This window comes from Pseudomonas sp. C9D1, from assembly GCF_056491235.1.
The window spans coordinates 995,871-1,015,930 of record NZ_JBSZIE010000001.1; the positions used below are offsets into that span (position 1 = coordinate 995,871).

The 20,060-nt window shown below is 66.2% G+C and carries 23 protein-coding genes; 15 read left to right on the top strand and 8 right to left on the bottom strand.

The features are described from left to right. From ACXI0U_RS04660 to ACXI0U_RS04680, 5 genes are all read left to right on the top strand, one after another. The gene (locus ACXI0U_RS04660) at positions 1 to 537 is read left to right on the top strand and encodes a DUF3087 domain-containing protein (RefSeq protein WP_021219268.1); all 537 of its coding nucleotides are present in this window, start codon (positions 1 to 3) and stop codon (positions 535 to 537) included. A gap of 30 nt (positions 538 to 567) precedes the next feature. After that, positions 568 to 1,158: a nicotinamide riboside transporter PnuC gene (gene pnuC, locus ACXI0U_RS04665; RefSeq protein WP_479549831.1), complete on the top strand. Its 591-nt coding sequence runs from the start codon at positions 568 to 570 to the stop codon at positions 1,156 to 1,158. 1 nt (position 1,159) lies between these two features. Beyond that, positions 1,160 to 2,200, top strand: coding sequence for an AAA family ATPase (locus ACXI0U_RS04670; protein ID WP_265167887.1), 1,041 nt, complete (start codon positions 1,160 to 1,162; stop codon positions 2,198 to 2,200). A gap of 266 nt (positions 2,201 to 2,466) precedes the next feature. Then, on the top strand, positions 2,467 to 2,745 hold the full coding sequence (locus ACXI0U_RS04675; protein ID WP_043244414.1) for a type II toxin-antitoxin system RelE/ParE family toxin: 279 nt from the start codon (positions 2,467 to 2,469) through the stop codon (positions 2,743 to 2,745). A 9-nt stretch (positions 2,746 to 2,754) separates the two neighbouring features. Then, entirely contained in the window at positions 2,755 to 3,054 is a 300-nt protein-coding gene (locus ACXI0U_RS04680; protein ID WP_043244413.1) for a HigA family addiction module antitoxin, read from the top strand. 70 nt (positions 3,055 to 3,124) lie between these two features. Here ACXI0U_RS04680 and ACXI0U_RS04685 read toward each other — a convergent pair whose 3' ends face one another. Next, a complete protein-coding gene (locus ACXI0U_RS04685) occupies positions 3,125 to 3,925 on the bottom strand; it encodes a class I SAM-dependent methyltransferase (protein ID WP_479549832.1) in 801 nt (266 codons plus the stop codon). Between the two features lie 147 nt (positions 3,926 to 4,072). On the opposite strand from ACXI0U_RS04685, the gene ACXI0U_RS04690 reads away from it, so the two are divergent. The 6 genes from ACXI0U_RS04690 (at position 4,073) to ACXI0U_RS04715 (ending at position 10,024) form a co-directional block, all read left to right on the top strand. Next, positions 4,073 to 4,504, top strand: coding sequence for an HIT family protein (locus ACXI0U_RS04690; RefSeq protein WP_184490771.1), 432 nt, complete (start codon positions 4,073 to 4,075; stop codon positions 4,502 to 4,504). Between the two features lie 516 nt (positions 4,505 to 5,020). Further along, the gene (locus ACXI0U_RS04695; protein WP_021219273.1) at positions 5,021 to 6,142 is read left to right on the top strand and encodes a beta-ketoacyl-ACP synthase III; all 1,122 of its coding nucleotides are present in this window, start codon (positions 5,021 to 5,023) and stop codon (positions 6,140 to 6,142) included. Next, positions 6,142 to 6,753, top strand: coding sequence for an RNA polymerase sigma factor (locus tag ACXI0U_RS04700; protein ID WP_043244411.1), 612 nt, complete (start codon positions 6,142 to 6,144; stop codon positions 6,751 to 6,753). Before ACXI0U_RS04695 ends, ACXI0U_RS04700 begins: the two co-directional genes overlap by 1 nt. Next, positions 6,747 to 6,980, top strand: coding sequence for an anti-sigma factor family protein (locus tag ACXI0U_RS04705; RefSeq protein WP_479549833.1), 234 nt, complete (start codon positions 6,747 to 6,749; stop codon positions 6,978 to 6,980). The genes ACXI0U_RS04700 and ACXI0U_RS04705 overlap by 7 nt, the downstream gene beginning before the upstream one ends. Positions 6,981 to 7,250: 270 nt before the next feature. Then, positions 7,251 to 8,561: an OprO/OprP family phosphate-selective porin gene (locus ACXI0U_RS04710; RefSeq protein ID WP_184490768.1), complete on the top strand. Its 1,311-nt coding sequence runs from the start codon at positions 7,251 to 7,253 to the stop codon at positions 8,559 to 8,561. 329 nt (positions 8,562 to 8,890) lie between these two features. After that, entirely contained in the window at positions 8,891 to 10,024 is a 1,134-nt protein-coding gene (locus ACXI0U_RS04715; protein WP_479549834.1) for a GNAT family N-acetyltransferase, read from the top strand. Between the two features lie 21 nt (positions 10,025 to 10,045). Here ACXI0U_RS04715 and ACXI0U_RS04720 read toward each other — a convergent pair whose 3' ends face one another. The 5 genes from ACXI0U_RS04720 to ACXI0U_RS04740 all read right to left on the bottom strand — a co-directional run bounded on the left by ACXI0U_RS04720 (position 10,046) and on the right by ACXI0U_RS04740 (position 14,799). Further along, on the bottom strand, positions 10,046 to 10,309 hold the full coding sequence (locus ACXI0U_RS04720; RefSeq protein ID WP_271660351.1) for a DUF2790 domain-containing protein: 264 nt from the start codon (positions 10,307 to 10,309) through the stop codon (positions 10,046 to 10,048). A 308-nt stretch (positions 10,310 to 10,617) separates the two neighbouring features. Then, on the bottom strand, positions 10,618 to 12,447 hold the full coding sequence (locus tag ACXI0U_RS04725) for an ABC transporter ATP-binding protein (RefSeq protein ID WP_479549835.1): 1,830 nt from the start codon (positions 12,445 to 12,447) through the stop codon (positions 10,618 to 10,620). A 54-nt stretch (positions 12,448 to 12,501) separates the two neighbouring features. After that, positions 12,502 to 13,056: a peptidylprolyl isomerase gene (locus ACXI0U_RS04730; protein WP_043244407.1), complete on the bottom strand. Its 555-nt coding sequence runs from the start codon at positions 13,054 to 13,056 to the stop codon at positions 12,502 to 12,504. Between the two features lie 2 nt (positions 13,057 to 13,058). Beyond that, entirely contained in the window at positions 13,059 to 13,859 is an 801-nt protein-coding gene (locus ACXI0U_RS04735) for an alpha/beta fold hydrolase (RefSeq protein ID WP_479549836.1), read from the bottom strand. A 13-nt stretch (positions 13,860 to 13,872) separates the two neighbouring features. Beyond that, a complete protein-coding gene (locus ACXI0U_RS04740; protein ID WP_043244406.1) occupies positions 13,873 to 14,799 on the bottom strand; it encodes a PA3225 family LysR-type transcriptional regulator in 927 nt (308 codons plus the stop codon). Between the two features lie 104 nt (positions 14,800 to 14,903). On the opposite strand from ACXI0U_RS04740, the gene ACXI0U_RS04745 reads away from it, so the two are divergent. The 3 genes from ACXI0U_RS04745 to rarD all read left to right on the top strand — a co-directional run bounded on the left by ACXI0U_RS04745 (position 14,904) and on the right by rarD (position 17,479). Then, positions 14,904 to 15,218, top strand: a complete 315-nt coding sequence (locus ACXI0U_RS04745) for a hypothetical protein (RefSeq protein WP_031286869.1) — start codon at positions 14,904 to 14,906, stop codon at positions 15,216 to 15,218. A 170-nt stretch (positions 15,219 to 15,388) separates the two neighbouring features. Beyond that, positions 15,389 to 15,988: an FMN-dependent NADH-azoreductase gene (locus ACXI0U_RS04750; RefSeq protein WP_043244404.1), complete on the top strand. Its 600-nt coding sequence runs from the start codon at positions 15,389 to 15,391 to the stop codon at positions 15,986 to 15,988. Between the two features lie 576 nt (positions 15,989 to 16,564). After that, positions 16,565 to 17,479, top strand: a complete 915-nt coding sequence (rarD, locus tag ACXI0U_RS04755; RefSeq protein WP_479549837.1) for an EamA family transporter RarD — start codon at positions 16,565 to 16,567, stop codon at positions 17,477 to 17,479. Here the strand turns inward: rarD and ACXI0U_RS04760 are convergent. Together ACXI0U_RS04760 and ACXI0U_RS04765 are read right to left on the bottom strand one after the other, a co-directional pair. Continuing rightward, the gene (locus tag ACXI0U_RS04760) at positions 17,472 to 17,888 is read right to left on the bottom strand and encodes an NUDIX hydrolase (protein ID WP_043244400.1); all 417 of its coding nucleotides are present in this window, start codon (positions 17,886 to 17,888) and stop codon (positions 17,472 to 17,474) included. The two genes, rarD and ACXI0U_RS04760, sit on opposite strands and share 8 nt — an antisense overlap. Further along, positions 17,885 to 18,430: a dihydrofolate reductase family protein gene (locus ACXI0U_RS04765; RefSeq protein ID WP_479549838.1), complete on the bottom strand. Its 546-nt coding sequence runs from the start codon at positions 18,428 to 18,430 to the stop codon at positions 17,885 to 17,887. Before ACXI0U_RS04765 ends, ACXI0U_RS04760 begins: the two co-directional genes overlap by 4 nt. Positions 18,431 to 18,630: 200 nt before the next feature. On the opposite strand from ACXI0U_RS04765, the gene ACXI0U_RS04770 reads away from it, so the two are divergent. Continuing rightward, positions 18,631 to 19,965, top strand: coding sequence for a DEAD/DEAH box helicase (locus tag ACXI0U_RS04770; protein ID WP_031286867.1), 1,335 nt, complete (start codon positions 18,631 to 18,633; stop codon positions 19,963 to 19,965). The last annotated feature ends 95 nt before the right edge of the window (positions 19,966 to 20,060 follow it).

Genomic DNA, 20,060 nt, shown 5'->3' on the forward strand with positions numbered 1-20,060 from the left:
ATGAGTGATGCGCTGTTCGACATCCGCCCCATGAACCCCGAGCAATACCGCGAGAAGACCCGGCGCATCGCCATCGGCATCGCCGTGCTGTTCATCGCCCTGGCCATGCTCATGGCCACCCTCAGCGTGCAGCTGTTCGGCACGCCGGGTGGCGATAACTTCCGCTGGAACCTGATCGGTGTGCTGGCCGGGGTGGCGATCACCCTGGCGCTGGTGCGCCTGCAACTGTGGCCGCGCCCCTTCATGGCGCCGGCGGTGTATGGCTGGCGGCTCAAGCGCAGCCTGATGCGCGTCACCAACCTGATGCACCGGGTCAAGGCGGGGGTCGCCGTGAACGACCCGGCGGCGATGAAGCTGCTGCGCTTCTACCACCTGGGCGTGACCCAGATGCACCAGCTGGACGGCAACACCTCCGACCTCAGCCAGATGGTCCACGAGATCGATGCGCACCGCGAAGCGATGACGGCCCAGGGGCTGGATACCGAACAGACCCACCTCGACCCGGCCTGGCTGGACGCGGTCAAGCGCTTCGGCTGAGCCCAGGCAGTACCGGACAAGGACGCCCCCATGCCCTCCACCCTCGAACTCGTCGCCGACCTGGTCAACCTGATCGCCGTGCTGCTGGCCGCGCGCAACAGCGTGCACACCTGGTCCACCGGCATCCTCGGCTGCCTGCTGTTCGGCTGGCTGTTCTTTGGCGCGCAGCTCTATGCCGACGTCACTCTGCAAGGCTTCTTCATCATCACCAGCGCCATGGGCTGGTGGGCCTGGCTGCACGGCAACGCCGGCACCCAGCTGCCGGTGAGCCGCACCGCGCCAGGCACGCTGGCGTGGATGGCGGCCCTGGCGGTGGTGGTGGCGTTGGCCTACGGGGCGCTGCTGCACCACTTCACCGACGCCTACGCACCGCTGGTGGACTCCCTGGTGCTGACCTTCAGCGTGCTGGCGCAGCTGCTGCTGATGCGCCGGCGCCTGGAGAACTGGTACGCCTGGCTGCTGGTGAACACCCTGGCGGTGCCGCTCTACGCCTCCCGCGAGCTGTACCTCACCGCCGGGCTCTACACCCTGTTCTGGTGCAATGCCTGGTACGGCCTGTACTGCTGGCGCCGCGAGTTGCGCGAAGCCGCCACGCCCCTGGCCGGGCAGGAGCCCGCCTGAGGTGAGCGCGACCTTCCGCACCGGCCTGGTGGTGGGCAAGTTCTCACCGCTGCACCTGGGCCACGAGCAGGTGATCCGCACCGCCCTGGGGCAATGCCAGCGCCTGCTGCTGCTGTGCTGGTCCCTGCCGGAACTGCCGGGTTGCGATGCCGAGCGCCGCGAACGCTGGTTGCGCCTGCGCTTTCCCGGGGTGCAGGCGGAAGTCGTCACCCCGGCACGCATCCAGGCCTGGCGCGAGCAGGGCAAGAGCCTGCCCGACCTGCCCCACAACGACGCCCCCGAGTTCGAGCCGCGCCAGTTCGTCGCCGAGTTCTGCCAGGCGGTGTTCGGCACCACGGTGGATGCGGTGTTCACCAGCGAAAGCTACGGCGACGGGTTCGCCGAGCACCTGGCAGACGTCTTCGGCCACCCGGTGCGGCACGTCTGTGTCGACCAGCAGCGCCTTGCCGTGCCCGTCTCCGGCACCCGGCTGCGCGCCGATCCCCATGGGCTGCGCGGCTTCCTCGCCCCCGAGGTGCACGCCGACTTCGTCGAGCGCATCGTCTTCCTCGGTGGTGAATCCACCGGCAAGAGCAGCCTCGCCATCGCCCTGGCCGAAGCACTCGACGCCCCCTGCGTGGCCGAGTTCGGCCGCGAGCACTGGGTGGCGAAGGACGGCGCCCTGGAGTACGACGACCTGCTGCACATCGGCCGTACGCAGATGGCGCGGGAAGACCGGGCGGCGTTTGAGGCCGCGCGCTACCTGGTCTGCGACACCTCGGCGCTGACCACCCTGTTCTACAGCCACGCGATGTTCGGCCGCGCCGAAGCCGAACTCGCCACCCTGGCCGACCGCCCCTACACCCACAGCTTCCTCTGCGCCGACGACTTCCCCTTCGTGCAGGACGGCACCCGCCAGGACGAAACCTTCCGCCGCCGGCAGCAGGCCTGGTACCAGGCCGAGCTGCAGCGCCGCGGCTGGCCCTACCAGGTGCTCACCGGCCCGCTGGACGCGCGGGTGCAGCAGGTGCTGGCCCATCTGCGCGACGCCTCCCCGGGCTGAAGCCCGGGCTACGGGGCGGCTCCTGTGGGAGCGGATTCATCCGCGATCGATGCGACGACGATGCACGGCCCGTAGGTTGGCGCCGAGCGCAGCGAGGCCCAACGCAGCGGAGCCGGGCATCGCGATGTTGGGTTTCGTTCCTCTACCCAACCTACGGTGAGCCATGCCCTGCCGAGTTGCTGCCGACATGCAGTGCTTCCCTTTCTCGTAGAGATCGAAGACTATTCCGTCTTGCGTATTACGCGTCGCGTAATATTTTGGTCGGCATGATCAAGTCCTTCGCATGCAAGCACACGCATCTGCTCTACCAAGGCTACTGCCCGCCACGCTTTGCGGCGATCCGCCAGCAGGCCGAGCGCAAGTTGCAGATGCTTGAATCAGCGCTGTCCATTGAGTTCCTGCGCTCGCCGCCGGGAAACCGCCTGGAGGCCCTGAGGGGCGGGCGTGCCGGGCAGTACAGCATCCGCATCAACGACCAGTGGCGGCTGTGCTTCCGCTTCGAGCAGGGTCATTGCCATGACGTCGAGATAGTCGATTACCACTGAGGTTCTGAAATGGCCAAGAACGGCATGCGTCCCATCCACCCCGGTGAAATCCTCCGCGAGGAATTCCTCGAGCCGCTGGGTATGAGCGTCAACGCGCTGGCCAATGCCTTGCGCGTTCCGGCCACCCGGCTACATGAAATCGTCAAGGAGCGCCGCGCCGTTTCCGCTGACACCGCATTGCGCTTGGCTCGCTATTTCGGTGGCGAGGCGCAGTCGTGGCTCAACCTGCAGGCTGCCTTTGATCTGCGTGTGGCTGAACTGGATCACGGCGCGGAGATCGAGGCTGGCATCACGCCCAGAGTCGCCTGATGTAGGTTGGCGCCGAGCGCAGTGTGGCCCGACGGTGAGGAGGTGGGGCGTCGGAGCGGATGCGCCTTCCCTAACCGAGCTTCTCTGCCCAGGTGGCGAGAAAGGTCGGCAGGTATCTATCGATCACGAAACGCGGGTTGGGCTGGGCGTCTTCGTGGAAGCCGCGCAGCACGAAGCCGGCTTCCAGCTGGCCGCCGATCTGCTCCGCCAGGCTGTGGCCGAACACCAGTGCTTCGCCGCGTTCGCGCTTGGCCGCCAGTTCCTCCGGGCTCAGGTCATCGAGGTCGGAATAGGGCAGGGTGAAGCGCGGCTTGATCAGACCCTGCTCGGCATGGCGCGGGTCGCGGTCGGCGACGAACACCACCGGGTTGTAGAAGCTCGACAGCAGCCGGCCACCGGGGCGCAGCACACGGAAGCACTCGCGCCAGACCGGGCGGATATCCGGCACGTAGAGGTTGGAGATGGGGTGGAACACGCAGTCGAAGCGCGCGTCGGCCAGGGCCGAGAGGTCGCGCATGTCGCCCTGCAAGGTCTCCAACTGCAGGCCGTCGCGCTCGGCCACCTCGCGGTCGCGGGCGAGCTGCTCGGCGGAGGCGTCCAGCACCAGCACCTCGGCACCGGCGGCGGCCAGCACCGGGGCCTGCTGGCCACCGCCCGACGCCAGGCAGAGGATGCGCAGCCCGCGCACCTCGGGGAGCCAGCCGGTGGGCAATGGGCCGGGGGTGAGGCGCACCTGCCAGTCGCCCGCGCGGGCGGCGGCGATGGTGGCAGCGTCCACGGGGCGCGACCATTCGCAGTGCTGCCGGGCCTGGCGGTCCCAGGCGAAGCGGTTGTGTTCGAGGATGTCCAGTGCGGGCATGTGGCGGGTCATGGGGCGTTCCTTGCGGGGGGGGGGGCCGAGGGCACAAGGGTGAAGCGTCGTGGCCGGTTTGAAAACCGGAAACGCGCAGCGGGGGTTCAACCCGGCGGCGCCGGGCGTTAAGGTGCGCGGTCAGCAAACGGCAAATGGAGCGCCACGATGAGCCTTCACGGCACCTACGATCCGCAGAACGTCTTCGCCCAGATCATTCGTGGCGAGGCCCCTTGCTACACGCTCTATGAAGACGACGACGTGCTCGCCTTCCTCGATATCTTTCCGCAGTCCTACGGCCACACCCTGGTGATCCCCAAGCGTTCGGCGGCGCGCAATATCCTCGATATCGACGGCGACGCCCTGGCCAAGGTCATGGCCGTGGTGCAGCGCCTGGCCCGCGTGCTGGTGGAGGAGCTGGAGCCGGCCGGCGTGCAGGTGGCGCAGTTCAACGGCGCCCCGGCGGGGCAGACGGTGTTCCACATCCACATGCACATCGTTCCCCGTTTCGAGGGCGAGTCCCTGGGCATCCATGCCAGCAAGAAGGCCGATCCGGCCGAGCTGGAAGCGCTGCAGGCGCGCTTGCTCAAGCGCCTCTGAAGTCCGGGGTGTGCCGCGACGACCGGCCTCGAAACCGGTCGTTTGCGCGTTATCAGCCGATGATTCGGCCTTTTTAGCCGCACATAAGCCGATTTTCCCGGTCGTCCGCCTGTGTCCTGGCTGCGGCGCCGAGCATCTATAACAACATTGAAGGACTCGTTTGTAGGCTTAATCCTACATATCGAGGCGTTTTCGCCACCTTCAGCGGGCTTTTCCCAACTCGCTCCATGCGCCGGCCGATGGTCTGACGCAGCGGCGCCGATGCCCCGGAAAGACCCGCTCTGTGGCAGAATTCGCGGCTTGCGTGAGAGGCCGTTGCTATCCTTCGGCGACCCGCGAGCGGGCCCCAGTGCCCCGCCGCCGTGAAGCCTCCGGCGTGCCCGCTACAACAAGGATTCGCTGTTCCATCCCGCCAGGCGGGGTGAGCCTTTTTCCAATGCTGGTCGAGCCTTCGCCCAGCGCCCAACTGCCCAACCGGCTGTGCCTGCTCACAGCCCAGTAACGAGAGGATCGACCGTGCACAAAGTCGTGATCAGTGGCACCGGCCTTTACACCCCGTCCCAGAGCATCTCCAACGAAGAACTGGTGGCCTCGTTCAACGCCTACGTCCAGGCGTTCAACGCCGAGAACGCCGCTGCCATCGAGCGTGGCGAAGTCGAGGCGCTGAGCGAATCCAGCGTTGCCTTCATCGAGAAGGCGTCGGGGATCAAGAGCCGCTTCGTGATGGATAAGGACGGCATCCTCGACCCGCAGCGCATGGTTCCGCGCCTTCCCGAGCGTTCCAACGAAGAATGGGGCGTGCTCTGTGAAATGGCCGTTGGTGCCGCCAAGCAGGCCCTGGAGCGCGCCGGCCGCACCGCCGCCGACATCGATGGCGTGATCGTCGCTTGCTCCAACCTGCAACGCGCCTACCCGGCCGTGGCCATCGAAGTCCAGGCCGCTCTGGGCATCCAGGGCTTCGGCTACGACATGAACGTCGCCTGCTCCTCGGCCACCTTCGGCATCCAGGCGGCGACCACCGCCGTGCAGACCGGCCAGGCCCGCGCCATCCTCATGGTCAACCCGGAAATCTGCACCGGCCATTTGAACTTCCGTGACCGCGACAGCCACTTCATCTTCGGCGACGCGGCCACCGCAGTGATCATCGAGCGTGCCGACCAGGCCACCTCGAAGTACCAGTTCGACATCGTCGGCACCAAGCTGCTGACCCAGTTCTCCAACAACATCCGCAACAACTTCGGCTTCCTCAACCGCGCCGCGGAAGAGGGCATCGGCGCCCGCGACAAGCTGTTCGTGCAGGAAGGCCGCAAGGTGTTCCGCGACGTCTGCCCGATGGTCGCCGAGCTGATCGCCGCGCACCTGCAGGAGAACGAGCTGGACGTCGCCGACGTGAAGCGCTTCTGGCTGCACCAGGCCAACCTCAACATGAACCTGCTGATCGCCCGCAAACTGCTGGGCCGTGACGCCGAGGCCGAAGAGGCGCCGGTGATCCTCGACACCTACGCCAACACCAGCTCCGCCGGTTCGGTGATCGCCTTCCACACGTACCAGGACGACCTGCCCAGCGGCTCCCTGGGCGTGCTCAGCTCCTTCGGCGCCGGCTACTCCATCGGCAGCGTGATCCTGCGCAAGCACTGATGGCCGCCCCTGCGGACAGCGAGCTGCTGCCCCGCCTGCGGGCGGGGGAGCAGCGGGCCTTCCGCGAACTCATCGACACCTACCAGGGCGCCATGCGCGCCGTGGCCTTCGCCATCGTCGGCAGCCCCCATGCCGACGAAGTGGTGCAGGACGCCTGGCTCGCCGTGGTGCGCAGCCTGGACGGTTTCCAGCAGCGCTCCAGCCTCAAGACCTGGCTGCTGACCATAGTCGCCAACACCGCCCGCACCCGCCTCAAGCAGAGCCGCCGCGAAGTCCTGCTCGACGACCTGCCCGCGCCTCACGGCACCGTGGATGACACGCGCTTCGCCGCCAACGGCCACTGGTTGGCCGGCCCCGCCACCTGGCACGAGGATTCCCCCGAGGCCCTGCTGGCCGAGGAGGAGCTGCGCGAGTGCCTGGAGAAGACCCTGCTGAGCCTGTCCGACCTGCAGCGCAGCGTGTTGCTGCTGCGCGAGCGCCAGGGCCTGGAATTGCAGGAGATCTGTAACCTGCTGGAGGTTTCCCTCTCCAATGTCCGGGTGCTGTTGCACCGTGGGCGCCTCAAGCTGTTCGCCACCCTGGAGCATTTCGAGGAGACGGGCCAATGCTGAACTGCCGGGAACTGGTCGCCCGTTCCAGCGACTACATCGATGGCCAACTGGGTTTCGTGCAGCGCCTGGGCGTGCGCCAGCACCTGCTGATCTGCCCCCATTGCCGGCGCTTCCTCGCCCAGTTGAACCTCACCCGTGAAGTGCTCAGGCAACTGCCCGAAGCGACCCCGGAAGGTGATGAAAAACTGGCCGAACGGCTCGCCCGGGCACGCCAGGAAGCCCCCTGAGCCAGGTCATCGCGCCGTAACATTTCAGTCGTGTTGTCATATTCGGCGGCGCACCCCTCTGCGACAACTTGCCGCTTCGCTTGCCCGCAAAGCCCGTCCTAGAGCGGTTTTTCCTATATTCCCGATGGCGATGAAAAAGTTCCTTTGTCATAAAACATTTATCTAAAAGAAACTGAGCTGAAATAACCCCCCGCCAACATTCCCCCCCAGCACAAACGAGCCCAACGCTCGGGTGTTTTCCAGCACTAAAGACCAACAGGGGAATCTTCGATGATCCGTAAGCACTTCGCCGGTTTTGCCGCCAGCGCCATGGCTCTGGCCATTTCCGCCCAGGCTTTCGCTGGTACCGTCACCACCGACGGCACCGACATCGTTATCAAGACCAAGGGCGGCCTTGAAGTCGCTACCACCGACAAGGCGTACAGCTTCAAGATCGGTGGCCGCCTGCAGGCTGACTACAGCAGCTTCGACGGCATCTACACCAAGAACGGCGATTCCGCCGACGCGGCTTACTTCCGTCGTGCCTTCCTGGAAATCGGTGGCGTGGCGTACACCGACTGGGCTTACCAGATCAACTACGACTTCTCCCACAACGCTGGCAGCTCCGACGACGGTTACTTCGACGAGGCCTCCATCGCCTACACCGGCTTCAACCCGGTGGTGATCAAGGTTGGTCGTTTCGACCCGGAATTCGGCCTGGAAAAAGCCACCAGCTCCAAGTGGGTGACCGCTCCTGAGCGTAACGCCTTCTACGACGTCATCGACTGGGCCAACGGCCACCAGAACGGCATGGGCGCCCAGGTCTCCACCACCATCAGCAACTACGCGTACCTGTCCGGTGGTGTGTTCTCCAAGGACAACAACGACACCGATGGCAAAGCCAATAAGCAAGTGAACCTGCGTGGCGTGTTCGCTCCGATGGCTGAAGCCGGCAACGTCCTCCACTTCGGTGCCAACTTCGCTCGTCGCGACGTTTCCGACTCCACCATCGACTCCCGCTTCCGCAGCCGCCTGGGCATGCGTGGCGTTGAGACCCTGGGTGGCAACGATGCCGGCACCAACGGCAACCGCGTGGTCTTCGGTGGTGCAAACACCCGGCCTGCCGGTTCCTATGACGACGACACCGCCTGGGGTCTGGAAGCGGCTTGGGCCACCGGCCCGTTCTCCCTGCAGGGCGAATACATGAAGCGCAAGATGAAGGCCGACTCCGCCGCCTTCCAGGACATCAAGGCCGACGGCTTCTACGTACAGGCGGCCTACACCCTGACCGGCGAGGCACGTGACTACAAGCTCGGCAAGTTCGACAAGATCAAGCCGAACAACAAGCAGATCGGCGCTTGGGAACTCTTCTACCGCTACGACAGCATCAGCGTGGATGACGGTAACGTGACCACCGCTTCCGCTACCCGCGAAGTCGGCGACGCCGAGGCCAAGGTGCACAACCTGGGCGTGAACTGGTACGCCAACGAAGCCGTGAAGATCAGCGGTACCTATGTTCGTGCCGCCACCGACAAGGTGACCAACAACGTGGGCGACGACGACGGCGACGGCTTCGTCATCCGTGCGCAGTACGCGTTCTAAGCAATACCGTTCATCCGCTCCTTCTTGAGCCCCGCTTCGGCGGGGCTTTTTTATGGGCGTGTTTTTCGCGATGTCCGGGAGGGGTAAGGGGTCGTAGGTTGGGTAGAGGCACGAAACCCAACGATGCGAGGTCCAGCCCTGCTCCGTTGGGCCTCGCTGCGCTCGGCGCCAACCTACGGCGGAACCCTCTGGGCTCATCGCGGATGAATCCGCTCCCACGGTGGGTGCGCATGTTCTTGTGGGAGCGGTTGCAACCGCGAAAGAACATCGTCGATGAATTCTCTGCGACAGGCTTTTTTTCGCCGGCGCCGCAGGCCAGACTTGTCGCCATGCCGATCCAGACCCTTTCCCGCCTTTCCGAAGTCGATGCCGCCAGCTGGGATGCCCTGCTGAAGGACGACCAACCCTTCCTGCGCCATGCCTTCCTCGCCACCCTGGAGGACAGCGGCAGCATCGGTGGGCGCAGCGGCTGGTGGCCGGCCCATCGCCTGTTGCGCGGTGCGGGCGGCGAACTGCTCGCGGCCATGCCGGCCTATGTGAAGGCGCATTCCTATGGCGAGTATGTGTTCGACTGGGGCTGGGCCGATGCCTGCCAGCGCGCCGGCATCAAGTACTACCCCAAGCTGCTCGCCGCCGTGCCCTTCTCGCCAGTGCGGGGTGCACGCCTGCTGGCCCATGACGAGGCGGCTGCGGCGCAGCTGATCGACGCGCTGGTGCCCGAGCTGGAGGTGGCGGGGCTGTCCGGGCTGCACGTCAACTTCACCGACGCCTTCGCCGATGCCCGCCTGCAAGGGCGTGAGCAGTGGCTGGAGCGCCTGGGCTGCCAGTACCACTGGCACAACCGCGGTTATCGCGACTTCCAGGATTTCCTCGACGCCTTCTCTTCGCGCAAGCGCAAGCAGGTGCGCAAGGAGCGCGAGCAGGTGGCGGGGCAGGGGATCGAATTCGAGTGGCGCGAAGGCAACGAGCTGAGCGAGGCGGAATGGGATTTCGTCTACGCCTGCTACGCCAACACCTATGAGGTGCGCGGCCAGGCGCCGTACCTGACGCGGGCGTTCTTCAGCCTGCTGGCCGAACGCATGCCCCAGGCCATTCGCGTGGTGCTGGCGAAACAGGGTGCGCGGCCGGTGGCCATGGCCTTCTCATTGATGGATTCGGGGTCGCTGTACGGGCGTTACTGGGGCTGCCTGGCGGAGTTCGACCGCCTGCATTTCGAGACCTGTTTCTACCAGGGCATCGACATGGCCATCGCCGCCGGGTTGCCGCGCTTCGACGCCGGCGCCCAGGGCGAGCACAAGCTGATCCGTGGCTTCGAGCCGGTGATCACCCGCTCCTGGCATTACCTTCTGCACCCCGGCCTGCGCGAGGCGGTGGCGGGCTTCCTGGAGCAGGAGCGCCCCGCGATCCTCGGTTATGTCGAAGAGGCGCGGGGCATGCTGCCGTATCGCAAGTCGGGGGAGTGAGCCCCCGGTCGTCGATGGGGATCAGCTGTTGCTGACGCTGCCGCCCCACTCGAGGAACTTCATCTTGTGCACTTCACCCTTGCTGTCTTCGTAGACCAGCACCACCGGCACGACGCCGGATTTGCTGGTGTTATCGGTGCGGTAGATGACTTTCTGCACGTCCACGTTCATGCCGTAGTGGTAGTCGACGGCGGTCAGTTCGGCGCCCGGCTCGCGGCTTTCGGCGGCGAAGACGGCGGGGGCCAGGCTGGAGAGGACGGCGGTAACGGCGGCTGCGATTTTCATGCTGATCTTTCCTCGATGGGCGGTTGGAAAGCTTCAACTGAAACCCGGTGCGCGATGGCTTCCTGCTACGGGTTTGGGTTGCTGCTTTGTACGGGGCCTATATGACCACCGCCGGTTTCATCGCGGAAATTGATGGTTGTTGTAGTCGAGATCATCGGTATCGATAGTGATGCGGGGCGGGCCGCATCGCACCGCATGGGTTTCGCTGTGCTCTACCCATCCTACGAAGTGACGAGGTCGGCTTTCGTAGGATGGGTAGAGCCGTGCGAAACCCATCAGGTCCATCGCTCGGACTCTCCAGAGCGTGTTCAGTCGACCCCAACGAAGCCGCCGGTCTGGTGGTGCCAGAGGCGGGCGTAGAGGCCGCGCTGGGCGAGGAGCTCGGTGTGGCTGCCGCTTTCCACCACGCGGCCCTGGTCGAGCACCACCAGGCGGTCCATGCGGGCGATGGTGGAGAGGCGGTGGGCGATGGCGATCACCGTCTTGCCCTGCATGAGGGTTTCCAGGCTTTCCTGGATCGCCGCTTCCACTTCCGAGTCGAGGGCCGAGGTGGCTTCGTCGAGGATCAGGATCGGCGCGTCCTTGAGCAGCACGCGGGCGATGGCGATGCGCTGGCGCTGGCCACCGGAGAGCTTCACGCCGCGCTCGCCGACATGGGCGTCGAAACCGGTGCGGCCCTGGGCGTCGGAGAGGTAGGGGATGAACTCCGCCGCGCGGGCCTTGCGCACCGCTTCCCAGAGCTCCTCGTCGCTGGCGCCCGGCTTGCCGTAGAGCAGGTTGTCGCGGATCGAGCGGTGCAGCAGCGAGGTGTCCTGGGTGACCATGCCGACCTGCTCGCGCAGGCTTTCCTGGGTGATCCGGGCGATGTCCTGGCCGTCCACCAGGATGCGCCCGCTGTCCAGGTCGTAGAGGCGCAGCAGCAGGTTGACCAGGGTGGATTTGCCGGCGCCGGAGGGGCCCACCAGGCCGATCTTTTCGCCGGGGCGTACCTCCAGGTCGAGCCCCTCGAACACCGTGCGGCCCTTGCCGTAGTGGAAACCGATGTGCTCGAAACGCACCTCGCCACGGGGCACCTGCAGGGGCTTGGCGTCGTCGTGGTCCTGCACGTCGCGGGGCTGGGCGATGGTCTGCATGCCGTCCTGCACCTGGCCGATGTTCTCGAAGATGCCGCTGACCACCCACATGATCCAGCCGGACATGTTGTTGATGCGGATGACCAGGCTGGTGGCCAGGGCGATGGCGCCGACGGTGATGATGTCCTGGGTCCACAGCCACAGGGCGAAGCCGGTGGTGCCGACGATCAGCACGCTGGAGAGGGCGGTGATGACCACGTCCATGCCGGTGACCATGCGGTTGGTCTGCTGCACGCGGTGCACCTGCTCGCTCAGGGCTTCGCGGGCGTACTGTTCCTCCAGGCTGGTGTGGGCGAACAGCTTGAGGGTGGTGATGTTGGTGTAGCCGTCGACGATGCGCCCCATCAGCCGCGAGCGGGAGTCCGAGGCGGCCACCGAGCGCAGCTTGACCCGGGGCACGAAGTACCAGAGTGCAGCGATGTAGCCGGCGATCCACAGCAGCAGCGGGATCATCAGGCGCCAGTCGGCCTCGGCGAACAGCACCAGGGCGCTGACGGCGTAGATCAGCACGTGCCAGATGGCGTCCACCGCCTGCACCGCCGAATCACGCAGGGAGTTGCTGGTCTGCATGATGCGCTGGGCGATGCGCCCGGCGAAGTCGTTCTGGTAGAACGACAGGCTCTGCTTGAGCACGTAGCGGTGGTTCTGCCAGCGGATCAGGTTGGTCAGGCTGGGGTTGATGCTCTGGTGCACCAGCAGGTCGTGCAGGCCGTTGAAGATCGGCCGCAGGATCAGTGCCACCACCAGCATCCAGATCAGCTCGTTGGCGTGGTCGGCGAAGAAGGTGTCGGCCGCGCTGTGCTGGGCCAGGTCGATGATGCGACCGAGGAAGCTGTAGAGGGCGACGTCGATCAGGGCGACCACCAGGCCCACCAGCAGGAGGATCGCGAACACCCCCCAGACCTGGCGCAGGTAGTGGAGGTAGAACTTCACCACGGTGCGTGGTGGCGTGGTGTCGGGAGCGGGTTTGAAGGTGTCGATCAGGTGTTCGAAACGGCGAAACATCCTTCGGGTCCTTGTCGGGGGGAGCGGCCCGCCGGGGTGGTGGGCCGCCTTGGTTCAGAGCCGCTTGGCGGAGACGATCACCACCGGTTTCAGCGGTACGTTCTGGTGCATGCCACGGTTGCCGGTGGGCACGTTGGCGATCTGGTCGACCACGTCGAGGCCGCGTACCACCTTGCCGAACACGGCGTAGCCGAAGCCACGGGCACCGTGGTCCAGGGCCGGGTTGTCGCGGTGGTTGATGAAGAACTGGCTGGTGGCCGAGTCGGTGGCCTGGGTGCGCGCCATGGCGATGGTGCCGCGCACGTTGTGCAGGCCGTTGTCGGCTTCGTTCTTGATCGCGGGACGGGTGCTCTTCTCATCCATGGCGGCGTCCATGCCGCCGCCCTGGATCATGAAGCCGGGGATCACCCGGTGGAACACAGTGCCGTCGTAGAAGCCGGCGTCCACGTAGTCGAGGAAGTTCTTCACGGTGATCGGCGCCTTGGCGTCGTCCAGCTCCAGCTCGATCTCGCCGGCCGTGGTGTTGATCAGCACATGGGGCTTGTCGGCCGCCATGAGGTTGGCAGTGAACATCAGGGCGCAGGCCGCGAGGGCGATTTTCTTCAGCATTGTCATTGTTCCTTGTGGACCGCGACTTCTTCGAGGAAGCCGAGGAGGGTGGCGTTGAAGCGTTGTGGTTGATCCAGGGGCGTGGCGTGGCGGGAGTCTTCGATGACCACCAGGCGCGCGTTGGGCATTTCCCTTACGTAGGCTTCCTTCTGCGCGACCGGCGTGTAGTCGCGATCGGCCGTGATCACCAGCGTAGGACAGGTGATGCGGCCGAGGCGTTCCCGCACGCCCCAGCCGATGATGGCGTCGAGGGAGGCGAGGTAGGCGCGCTTGTCGTTCTGTGGCCAGCGCTCCTCCACCTTGCGCCGCAGCTCGGCCTGTTCCGGGCGGGGGAACAGCAGCCGCGCCAGGGCCTTGGCGATGGTGTCCAGGCTCATCAGTCGCGAAAGCGTCCAGCGCCGCGCCACTTCCCAGTATTCGCGCGGGCTGCGGGGCTTCACCTCGGGCCCGCTGTTGACGATGGTCAGGCTACGCAGCAGGTCGGGGCGGTCGACGCCGAGCTGGAAGCCGATCATCCCGCCCATGCTGATGCCCACCAGGTGCACCGGCGGCAGTTGCAGGTGTTCGATGAGGGCGGCGACGTCATCGGCGAAATCGGCGATGGCGTAGGGGCCCTCGGGCTTGTCGGAGCGGCCGTGGCCGCGCACGTCGAGGGCGATCACCCGGTAATGCGCGGCCAGCACCGGTATCTGGTATTCCCAGTCGCGGGTGCTGGAGCCGAGGCCATGCACCAGCAGCAGGGGCGCGCCGTGGCCGTATTCCTCGTAGTGCAGCTGACAGTCGTCGTTATCGAACCAGGACATGGTCGTCTCTCCCTCAGGCGTTGGGCAGGGGGGCGGCGAAGGGCGCGTTGAGCGGCGCCGAGTCGAAGGTCTTGATCAGCTCGACGAGTATCTGCGAGGCCGGGCCGAGGGCCTTTTCCTTGTTGGCATAGAGGAAGAACCCGGGGTGGCGGGTGGCGCCCTGGTCCATGGGCAGCGGCTTGAGCAGGCCGTCTTTTAATTCGCGCTCGATGATGTGGCGCGGCAGCCAGGCGAAGCCCAGGCCGTTGCTGACGAAGTTGGCGGCGGTGGCCAGGCTGCCCACCGTCCAGCGCTGCTCGGCGCCGAGCCAGCCGACATCGCGGGGCTGGGTGCGGCCGGAGTCGCGGATCACCACCTGCAGCTGGGTTTCCAGGTCATGGAAGGTGACGTCGCGCTGCAGGCGGTGCAGCGGGTGGTCGGGGTGGGCGACGGCGACGAACTCGACGTTGCACAGCTCGGTGCCGAGGTAGCCGGGGATGTTGAGGCCGGTGATGGCGAGGTCGGCGGTGCCTTCGAGCAGCACTTCCTCCACGCCGGAGAGCACCTCCTCGCGCAGGCGCACGCGGCAGCCGCGGCTCTGCGGCATGAAGGCGGCCAGGGCACGCAGCAGGCGCGCGGTGGGGTAGGCGGCGTCGACCACCAGGCGCACCTCGGCCTCCCAGCCCTGCTCCATGTGGTGGGCGAGCTCTTCCAGCTGGCTGGCGGACTTCACCAGTTGCCGCGAGCGCCGCAGCAACACTTCGCCGGCTTCGGTGAGCACCGCCTTGCGCCCGTCGATGCGCAGCAGCGGCACGCCCAGTTGTTCCTGCATGCGGGCCACGGTGTAGCTGACCGAGGATTGCGAACGGTGGGTGGCTTCCGCCGCCTGGGCGAAGCCGCCATGGTCGACCACCGCTTGCAGGGTCCGCCACTGATCCAGGGTTACCCGGGGCGCTTTCATGCCTTGCTCCTTCTTCTTGTGTATCGGTCAGGAAACATGCGGCCGTGCCGATGACCTCGCCTGACGCTCTGTGTAAGCTGGCGGTCCCGCGCTGGAGACCCCCAATGAAAAGAATGCTCTGTGCCGTCCTGGCCTGCCTGCCCGTCGCCGCCTTCGCCTACCCCATCGAGGTGGAGAAGCAGTACAACGGCAGCGAGATCTCCTATACGACCGACGATATCGATCACAACATGGGCTCGATCAACGTCTACAACCTGGGCGAGGCCCGCGCCGAGTGCACGGTGCGCTTCGTCAACGGACCGGAGACGCCGAAGATACGCCGCGCCGTGATCGACGGCGGCAAGAGCGTCTACCTCACCGCCAAGTTCAACCGCAGCATCATCCGCTTGCGCATTGGCCTCACCTGTAAGCCTGCCTGAGCGAAATATCCCATAGAGAAGTCAGCACTGGGCTCCAGCCTAGTGAGGGCTTCCTTATAAATCAATTTTGTCGATTGTTAGTAGCGGATTAATTCGCTTTTTTATCGAATTGTGTCTGGATAACCTGCGCTCCATCGAATCCCACCCCACTTATCGATGGAGCAGCAAACATGTCCAACGTCCTCGTGATCGAAAGCAGCGCCCGCCAGCAGGGTTCCGTGTCCCGCGACCTGACCCAGGCCTTCATCGCCCAGTGGCAGGCCGCGCACCCAGCCGACCAGGTCAAGGTCCGCGACCTGGCCGTGGAGCAGGTGCCGCACCTGGATGCCGACCTGCTGGGTGGCTGGATGAAGCCCGCCGACCAGCACAGCGAAACCGAACAGGCCGCCCTGCAGCGCTCCAACCTGCTGACCGAGGAACTGCTGGCCGCCGACGTGCTGGTACTGGCCGCGCCCATGTACAACTTCGCCATCCCCAGCACCCTGAAGGCCTGGCTGGACCATGTGCTGCGGGCCGGCGTCACCTTCAAGTACACCGAGACCGGTCCCCAGGGCCTGCTCACCGGCAAGCGCGCCTATGTGCTGACCGCCCGTGGCGGCGTCTACGCCGGCGGCCCGTTCGACCATCAGGAGCCCTATCTGCGCCAGGCCCTGGGCTTCATCGGCATCCACGATGTGTCGTTCATCCATGCCGAGGGCATGAACATGGGCGCCGAGTTCCAGGAAAAGGGCATCGCCCAGGCCAAGGCCCTGGTGGCCAAGGTCGCCTGACGCCACACCGCTTCGCTCCACTCCTTTGTGCTCATCCCTTGCCCGGCCCCATGGCCGGGCTTTTTTATGGCCGCTCGCTTCCCGTAGGAGCGAGCTCTGCTCGCGAAGCTGTAGGAGCGAATTCATTCGCGATGCTTTTACAGGCTGAGCTTCAGCGTGGGCTCGGGTTTGGCAGCATGGGTTTCGCTGCGCTCGCGGAACGCCGCCCGACTCATCCACGGGGGGCTGGGCGGGTGTAGGGGGGCGTAGGGTGGGCTTCAGCCCACCGCTCTTTTCCGGTCAGGAGTTGGGGCGGACCTGGCAGCATGGGTTTCGCGGAGCTCTACCCATCCTACGGGCTTTCGTTTGGCTGTGGATTGGAGTGCGCACTGGTCTTGGCGTGCCTTACGGGCTCTCGTCGGAAGGGCTCCTGGTAGGAAGGTGCCGCTTTCAGGCCTGCCGATGCCGGGTTGGTCCCAGCGGGCCCGCCGGCGGGTGGGTAAGCTTTCCCTGGTGGCGGCGAGCGGGTATTTTCGCCGGCTGCAATCAGAGGCCTGCCATGTCTTCGTTCATTTCTCCACGCGTTGCGGTGCGGCCATGAGGCTGTCCGGGCGCGGTGTCGCGCTATCCCTTACCGCGTCGGTGCTGTTCGCCCTGATGCCTGGCTACGTGCGTGAGCTGGCGCCGCTGGATGGCGTGCAGATCTTCGCCCAGCGGGTGCTTTGGTCGATTCCGGCGGTGTTGTTGCTGGTGGCGTTGATGAGGCAATGGGCGGTATTGCGTGATGTGCTCGTGCGCCTGCGCCGGGAGCCGTTGCTGCTGGCGGCCTTACCATTGGCCGCGCTGTTGATCGGGCTGCAGTGGGGCCTGTTCCTCTGGGCGCCGTTGCAGGGGCGGATGCTGGAGGTGTCCCTCGGCTACTTCCTGCTTCCCCTGGTGATGGTGCTCTGCGGGCGCCTTTTCTATAACGAGCGCCTGCGCCCGCTGCAGCTGCTGGCGGTGCTCTGTGCCGTGGCCGGCGTGCTCCACGAGCTGTGGATGACCCGCGCCTTCTCCTGGCTGACCCTGGTCACCGCGCTGGGCTACCCGCCGTATTTCATGCTGCGCCGCTGGATGCGCCTGGACGCGCTGTCCGGTTTCATCCTGGAGATGGCGGTGCTGGCGCCGCTGGCGGCCTGGCTGATCATCGCCCATGGCCCGGAGGGGGCTTTCGTCCAGTCACCGCAGCTGTGGTGGCTGATTCCCGGCCTGGGCCTGCTCGGCACCCTGGCCTTCGCCGCGATGATGGCTTCCAGCCGGCTGCTGCCGCTGGGGTTGTTCGGCATCCTCAGCTATGTGGAGCCGGTGCTGCTGTTCGCGGTGGCGGTGGCGTTCCTGGGCGAGGCCTTCGACCCGGCGCAGTTCTGGACCTACCTGCCGATCTGGCTGGCGGTGCTGCTGATCGGCTGGGACAGCGCACAGCTGCTGCGCAAGCAGGCGCGCCAGGAACGGGCTGCTCGCGCCCTCAACTGAGGGCCGTAGCGCCCGGGTGATCGGCCAGCGCGGCCAGCACCTGGTCGCGCAGCAGCGGGGCGAGGTCGGCGGGCGGGGTGGCGCCCGGGGCCAGCCAGGCCAGTTCTTCCAGTTCGGCTGCCGCGGCCACCGGCTGCGACAGGCGACCGATGAAGATTTCTGCATCCACCCAGGTATCGGGTTCGTTGGCCGCGGGCGCGCGGAAGCGGCCGAGGGGCTGCAGCGCGCTGGCGTCCATCTCCAGGTCGAGTTCTTCGAGCAGCTCCCGCTGCAGGGCGGCGAGGGCGGTTTCGCCGGGTTCGCGCTTGCCGCCGGGCAGCATGAAGGCGCGCGTGCCGCGTTTGCGTACCAGCAGCAGGCGCTGGTCGGCGTCGAGCAGGCAGGCGGCGGAGAGGATCAGGGTGGTCATGGATTGGGGGCTTCCGGCAGCAGTTTGTAGTGCAGCTGCACCACGCCGGTGGCGAAGCTGCGTTGTTCGTGGAGTTGCAGGCGTCGCTCCAGCCCGGTAGCGAACATCTGGATGCCGGCGCCGAGCAGGTGCGGGACGACGCTGACGATCAGCTCGTCGATCAGCCCGGCCGCGTAGCAGGTACCGGCCAGGGAGCCACCGCCCACCAGCCAGACGCGTTTGCAGCCGGCCTCGGCCAGCTCCGCCAGGGCTTCGGCCGGGGTGCTATGGGCGATGCGGACCTGGGGCGCTGCGGGTTCGAGCTCCGCGCGGGTGAGCACGGTACAGGGCTTGCCCGGGTAGGGCCAGGCGCCGCCCATGGCCAGCACGGTTTCGTAGGTGCCGCGACCCATCAGCAGGCCATCGATGCTGTCGTAGAAGGCGCTGTAGCCGTGGTCATCGCCGGATTGCTCCAGCGGCTGCAGCCAGTCGACGCTGCCGTCGGGGCGGGCGATGTAGCCGTCCAGGGTGGCGGCGACGTAGTAGATCAGCGATGCGCTCATGCAGGGCTCCGACGGGTGGGCTGTGGCCGGCGGTGAAATCCGTCGGGGACTGAAGCTGTTGGAGTGGAGCACGGCCCTGTGGGTTCAGCAATCGCCGCAACGTCGGGAAATCAGCGTGGGGCGCACAGAATTCGGGTGTTCGGGCGCGACAACCGGTAACCTATGCAGCTGTTTTCAAGCTTTCGATCGAGGTAGCACCCGTGTTCTCCCAATTCGCCCTGCACGAACGTCTGCTCAAGGCCGTGGCCGAGCTGAAATTTGCCGAACCGACGCCCGTGCAGCAGGCGGCCATTCCCCCGGCGCTGGAAGGGCGCGACCTGCGCGTGACCGCGCAGACCGGCAGCGGCAAGACCGCCGCCTTCGTGCTGCCGCTGCTCAATCGCCTGATCGGCGAGGCCAAGCCGCGCGAGCGCATCCGTTCGCTGATCCTGCTGCCGACCCGCGAGCTGGCCCAGCAGACCCTGAAGGAAGTGGAGCGTTTCTCCCAGTTTACCTTCATCAAGTCCGGCATCGTCACCGGCGGTGAGGACTTCAAGGTGCAGGCCGCCATGATGCGCAAGCTGCCCGACGTGCTGGTGAGCACCCCGGGCCGCCTGATCGAGCACCTCAATGCCGGCACCGTCGACCTCAAGGAAGTCGAAGTGCTGGTGCTGGACGAAGCCGACCGCATGCTCGACATGGGCTTCGCCGAGGACATGCAGCGCATCACCGCCGAGTGCGCCAACCGCAAGCAGACCCTGCTGTTCTCCGCCACCACCGGTGGCGCTGCGCTGCGCGACGTCTCGGCCAAGGTGCTGAACGACCCGCTGCACCTGCGCCTGAACGGCGTCGAGCAGCTCAACGAGTCGACCCGCCAGCAGATCATCACGGCCGACGACATCGCCCACAAAGAGGCCATCGCGCGCTGGCTGCTGGCCAACGAGGACTACCAGAAGGCCATCGTCTTCACCAACACCCGTGCCCAGGCCGACCGTTTCTACGGCCACCTGGTGGCGGCCGGTTACAAGGCCTTCGTGCTCCATGGCGACAAGGACCAGAAGGACCGCAAGATGGCCATCGACCGAGTGCGCGAGGGCGGCACCAAGGTGCTGGTGGCCACCGACGTGGCAGCCCGTGGCCTGGACATCCAGGGCATGGACCTGGTGATCAACTTCGACATGCCGCGCTCCGGTGACGAGTACGTGCACCGTGTCGGCCGTACCGGCCGTGCCGGTGGCGAAGGCACCGCCATTTCGCTGATCTGCCACAACGACTGGAACCTGATGTCCAGCGTCGAGCGCTACCTCAAGCAGAGCTTCGAGCGCCGTGTGATCAAGGAGCTCAAGGGCAGCTACAGCGGCCCGAAGAAGGTCAAGGCCTCCGGCAAGGCGGCCGGCGTTAAGAAGAAAAAGACCGACAAGAAAGCCGGCGACAAGAAGGCCTCGGCCAAGCCGGCCGCCAAGCGCAAGCCGTCCGGCCCGCGCCGCGACGAGTCCAAGGTGGTCAGCGCCGACGGCCTGGCGCCGCTGAAGCGCAAGAAGCCCGCGGCCGAGTGATCCGTCCGTTAGCGCGTGGCCTGCCGGTGGCGTTGCTGCCGTGGCTGGCCACAGCCGAGGCCCAGGTGTACCGCTGCACCCGGGCCGACGGCGGG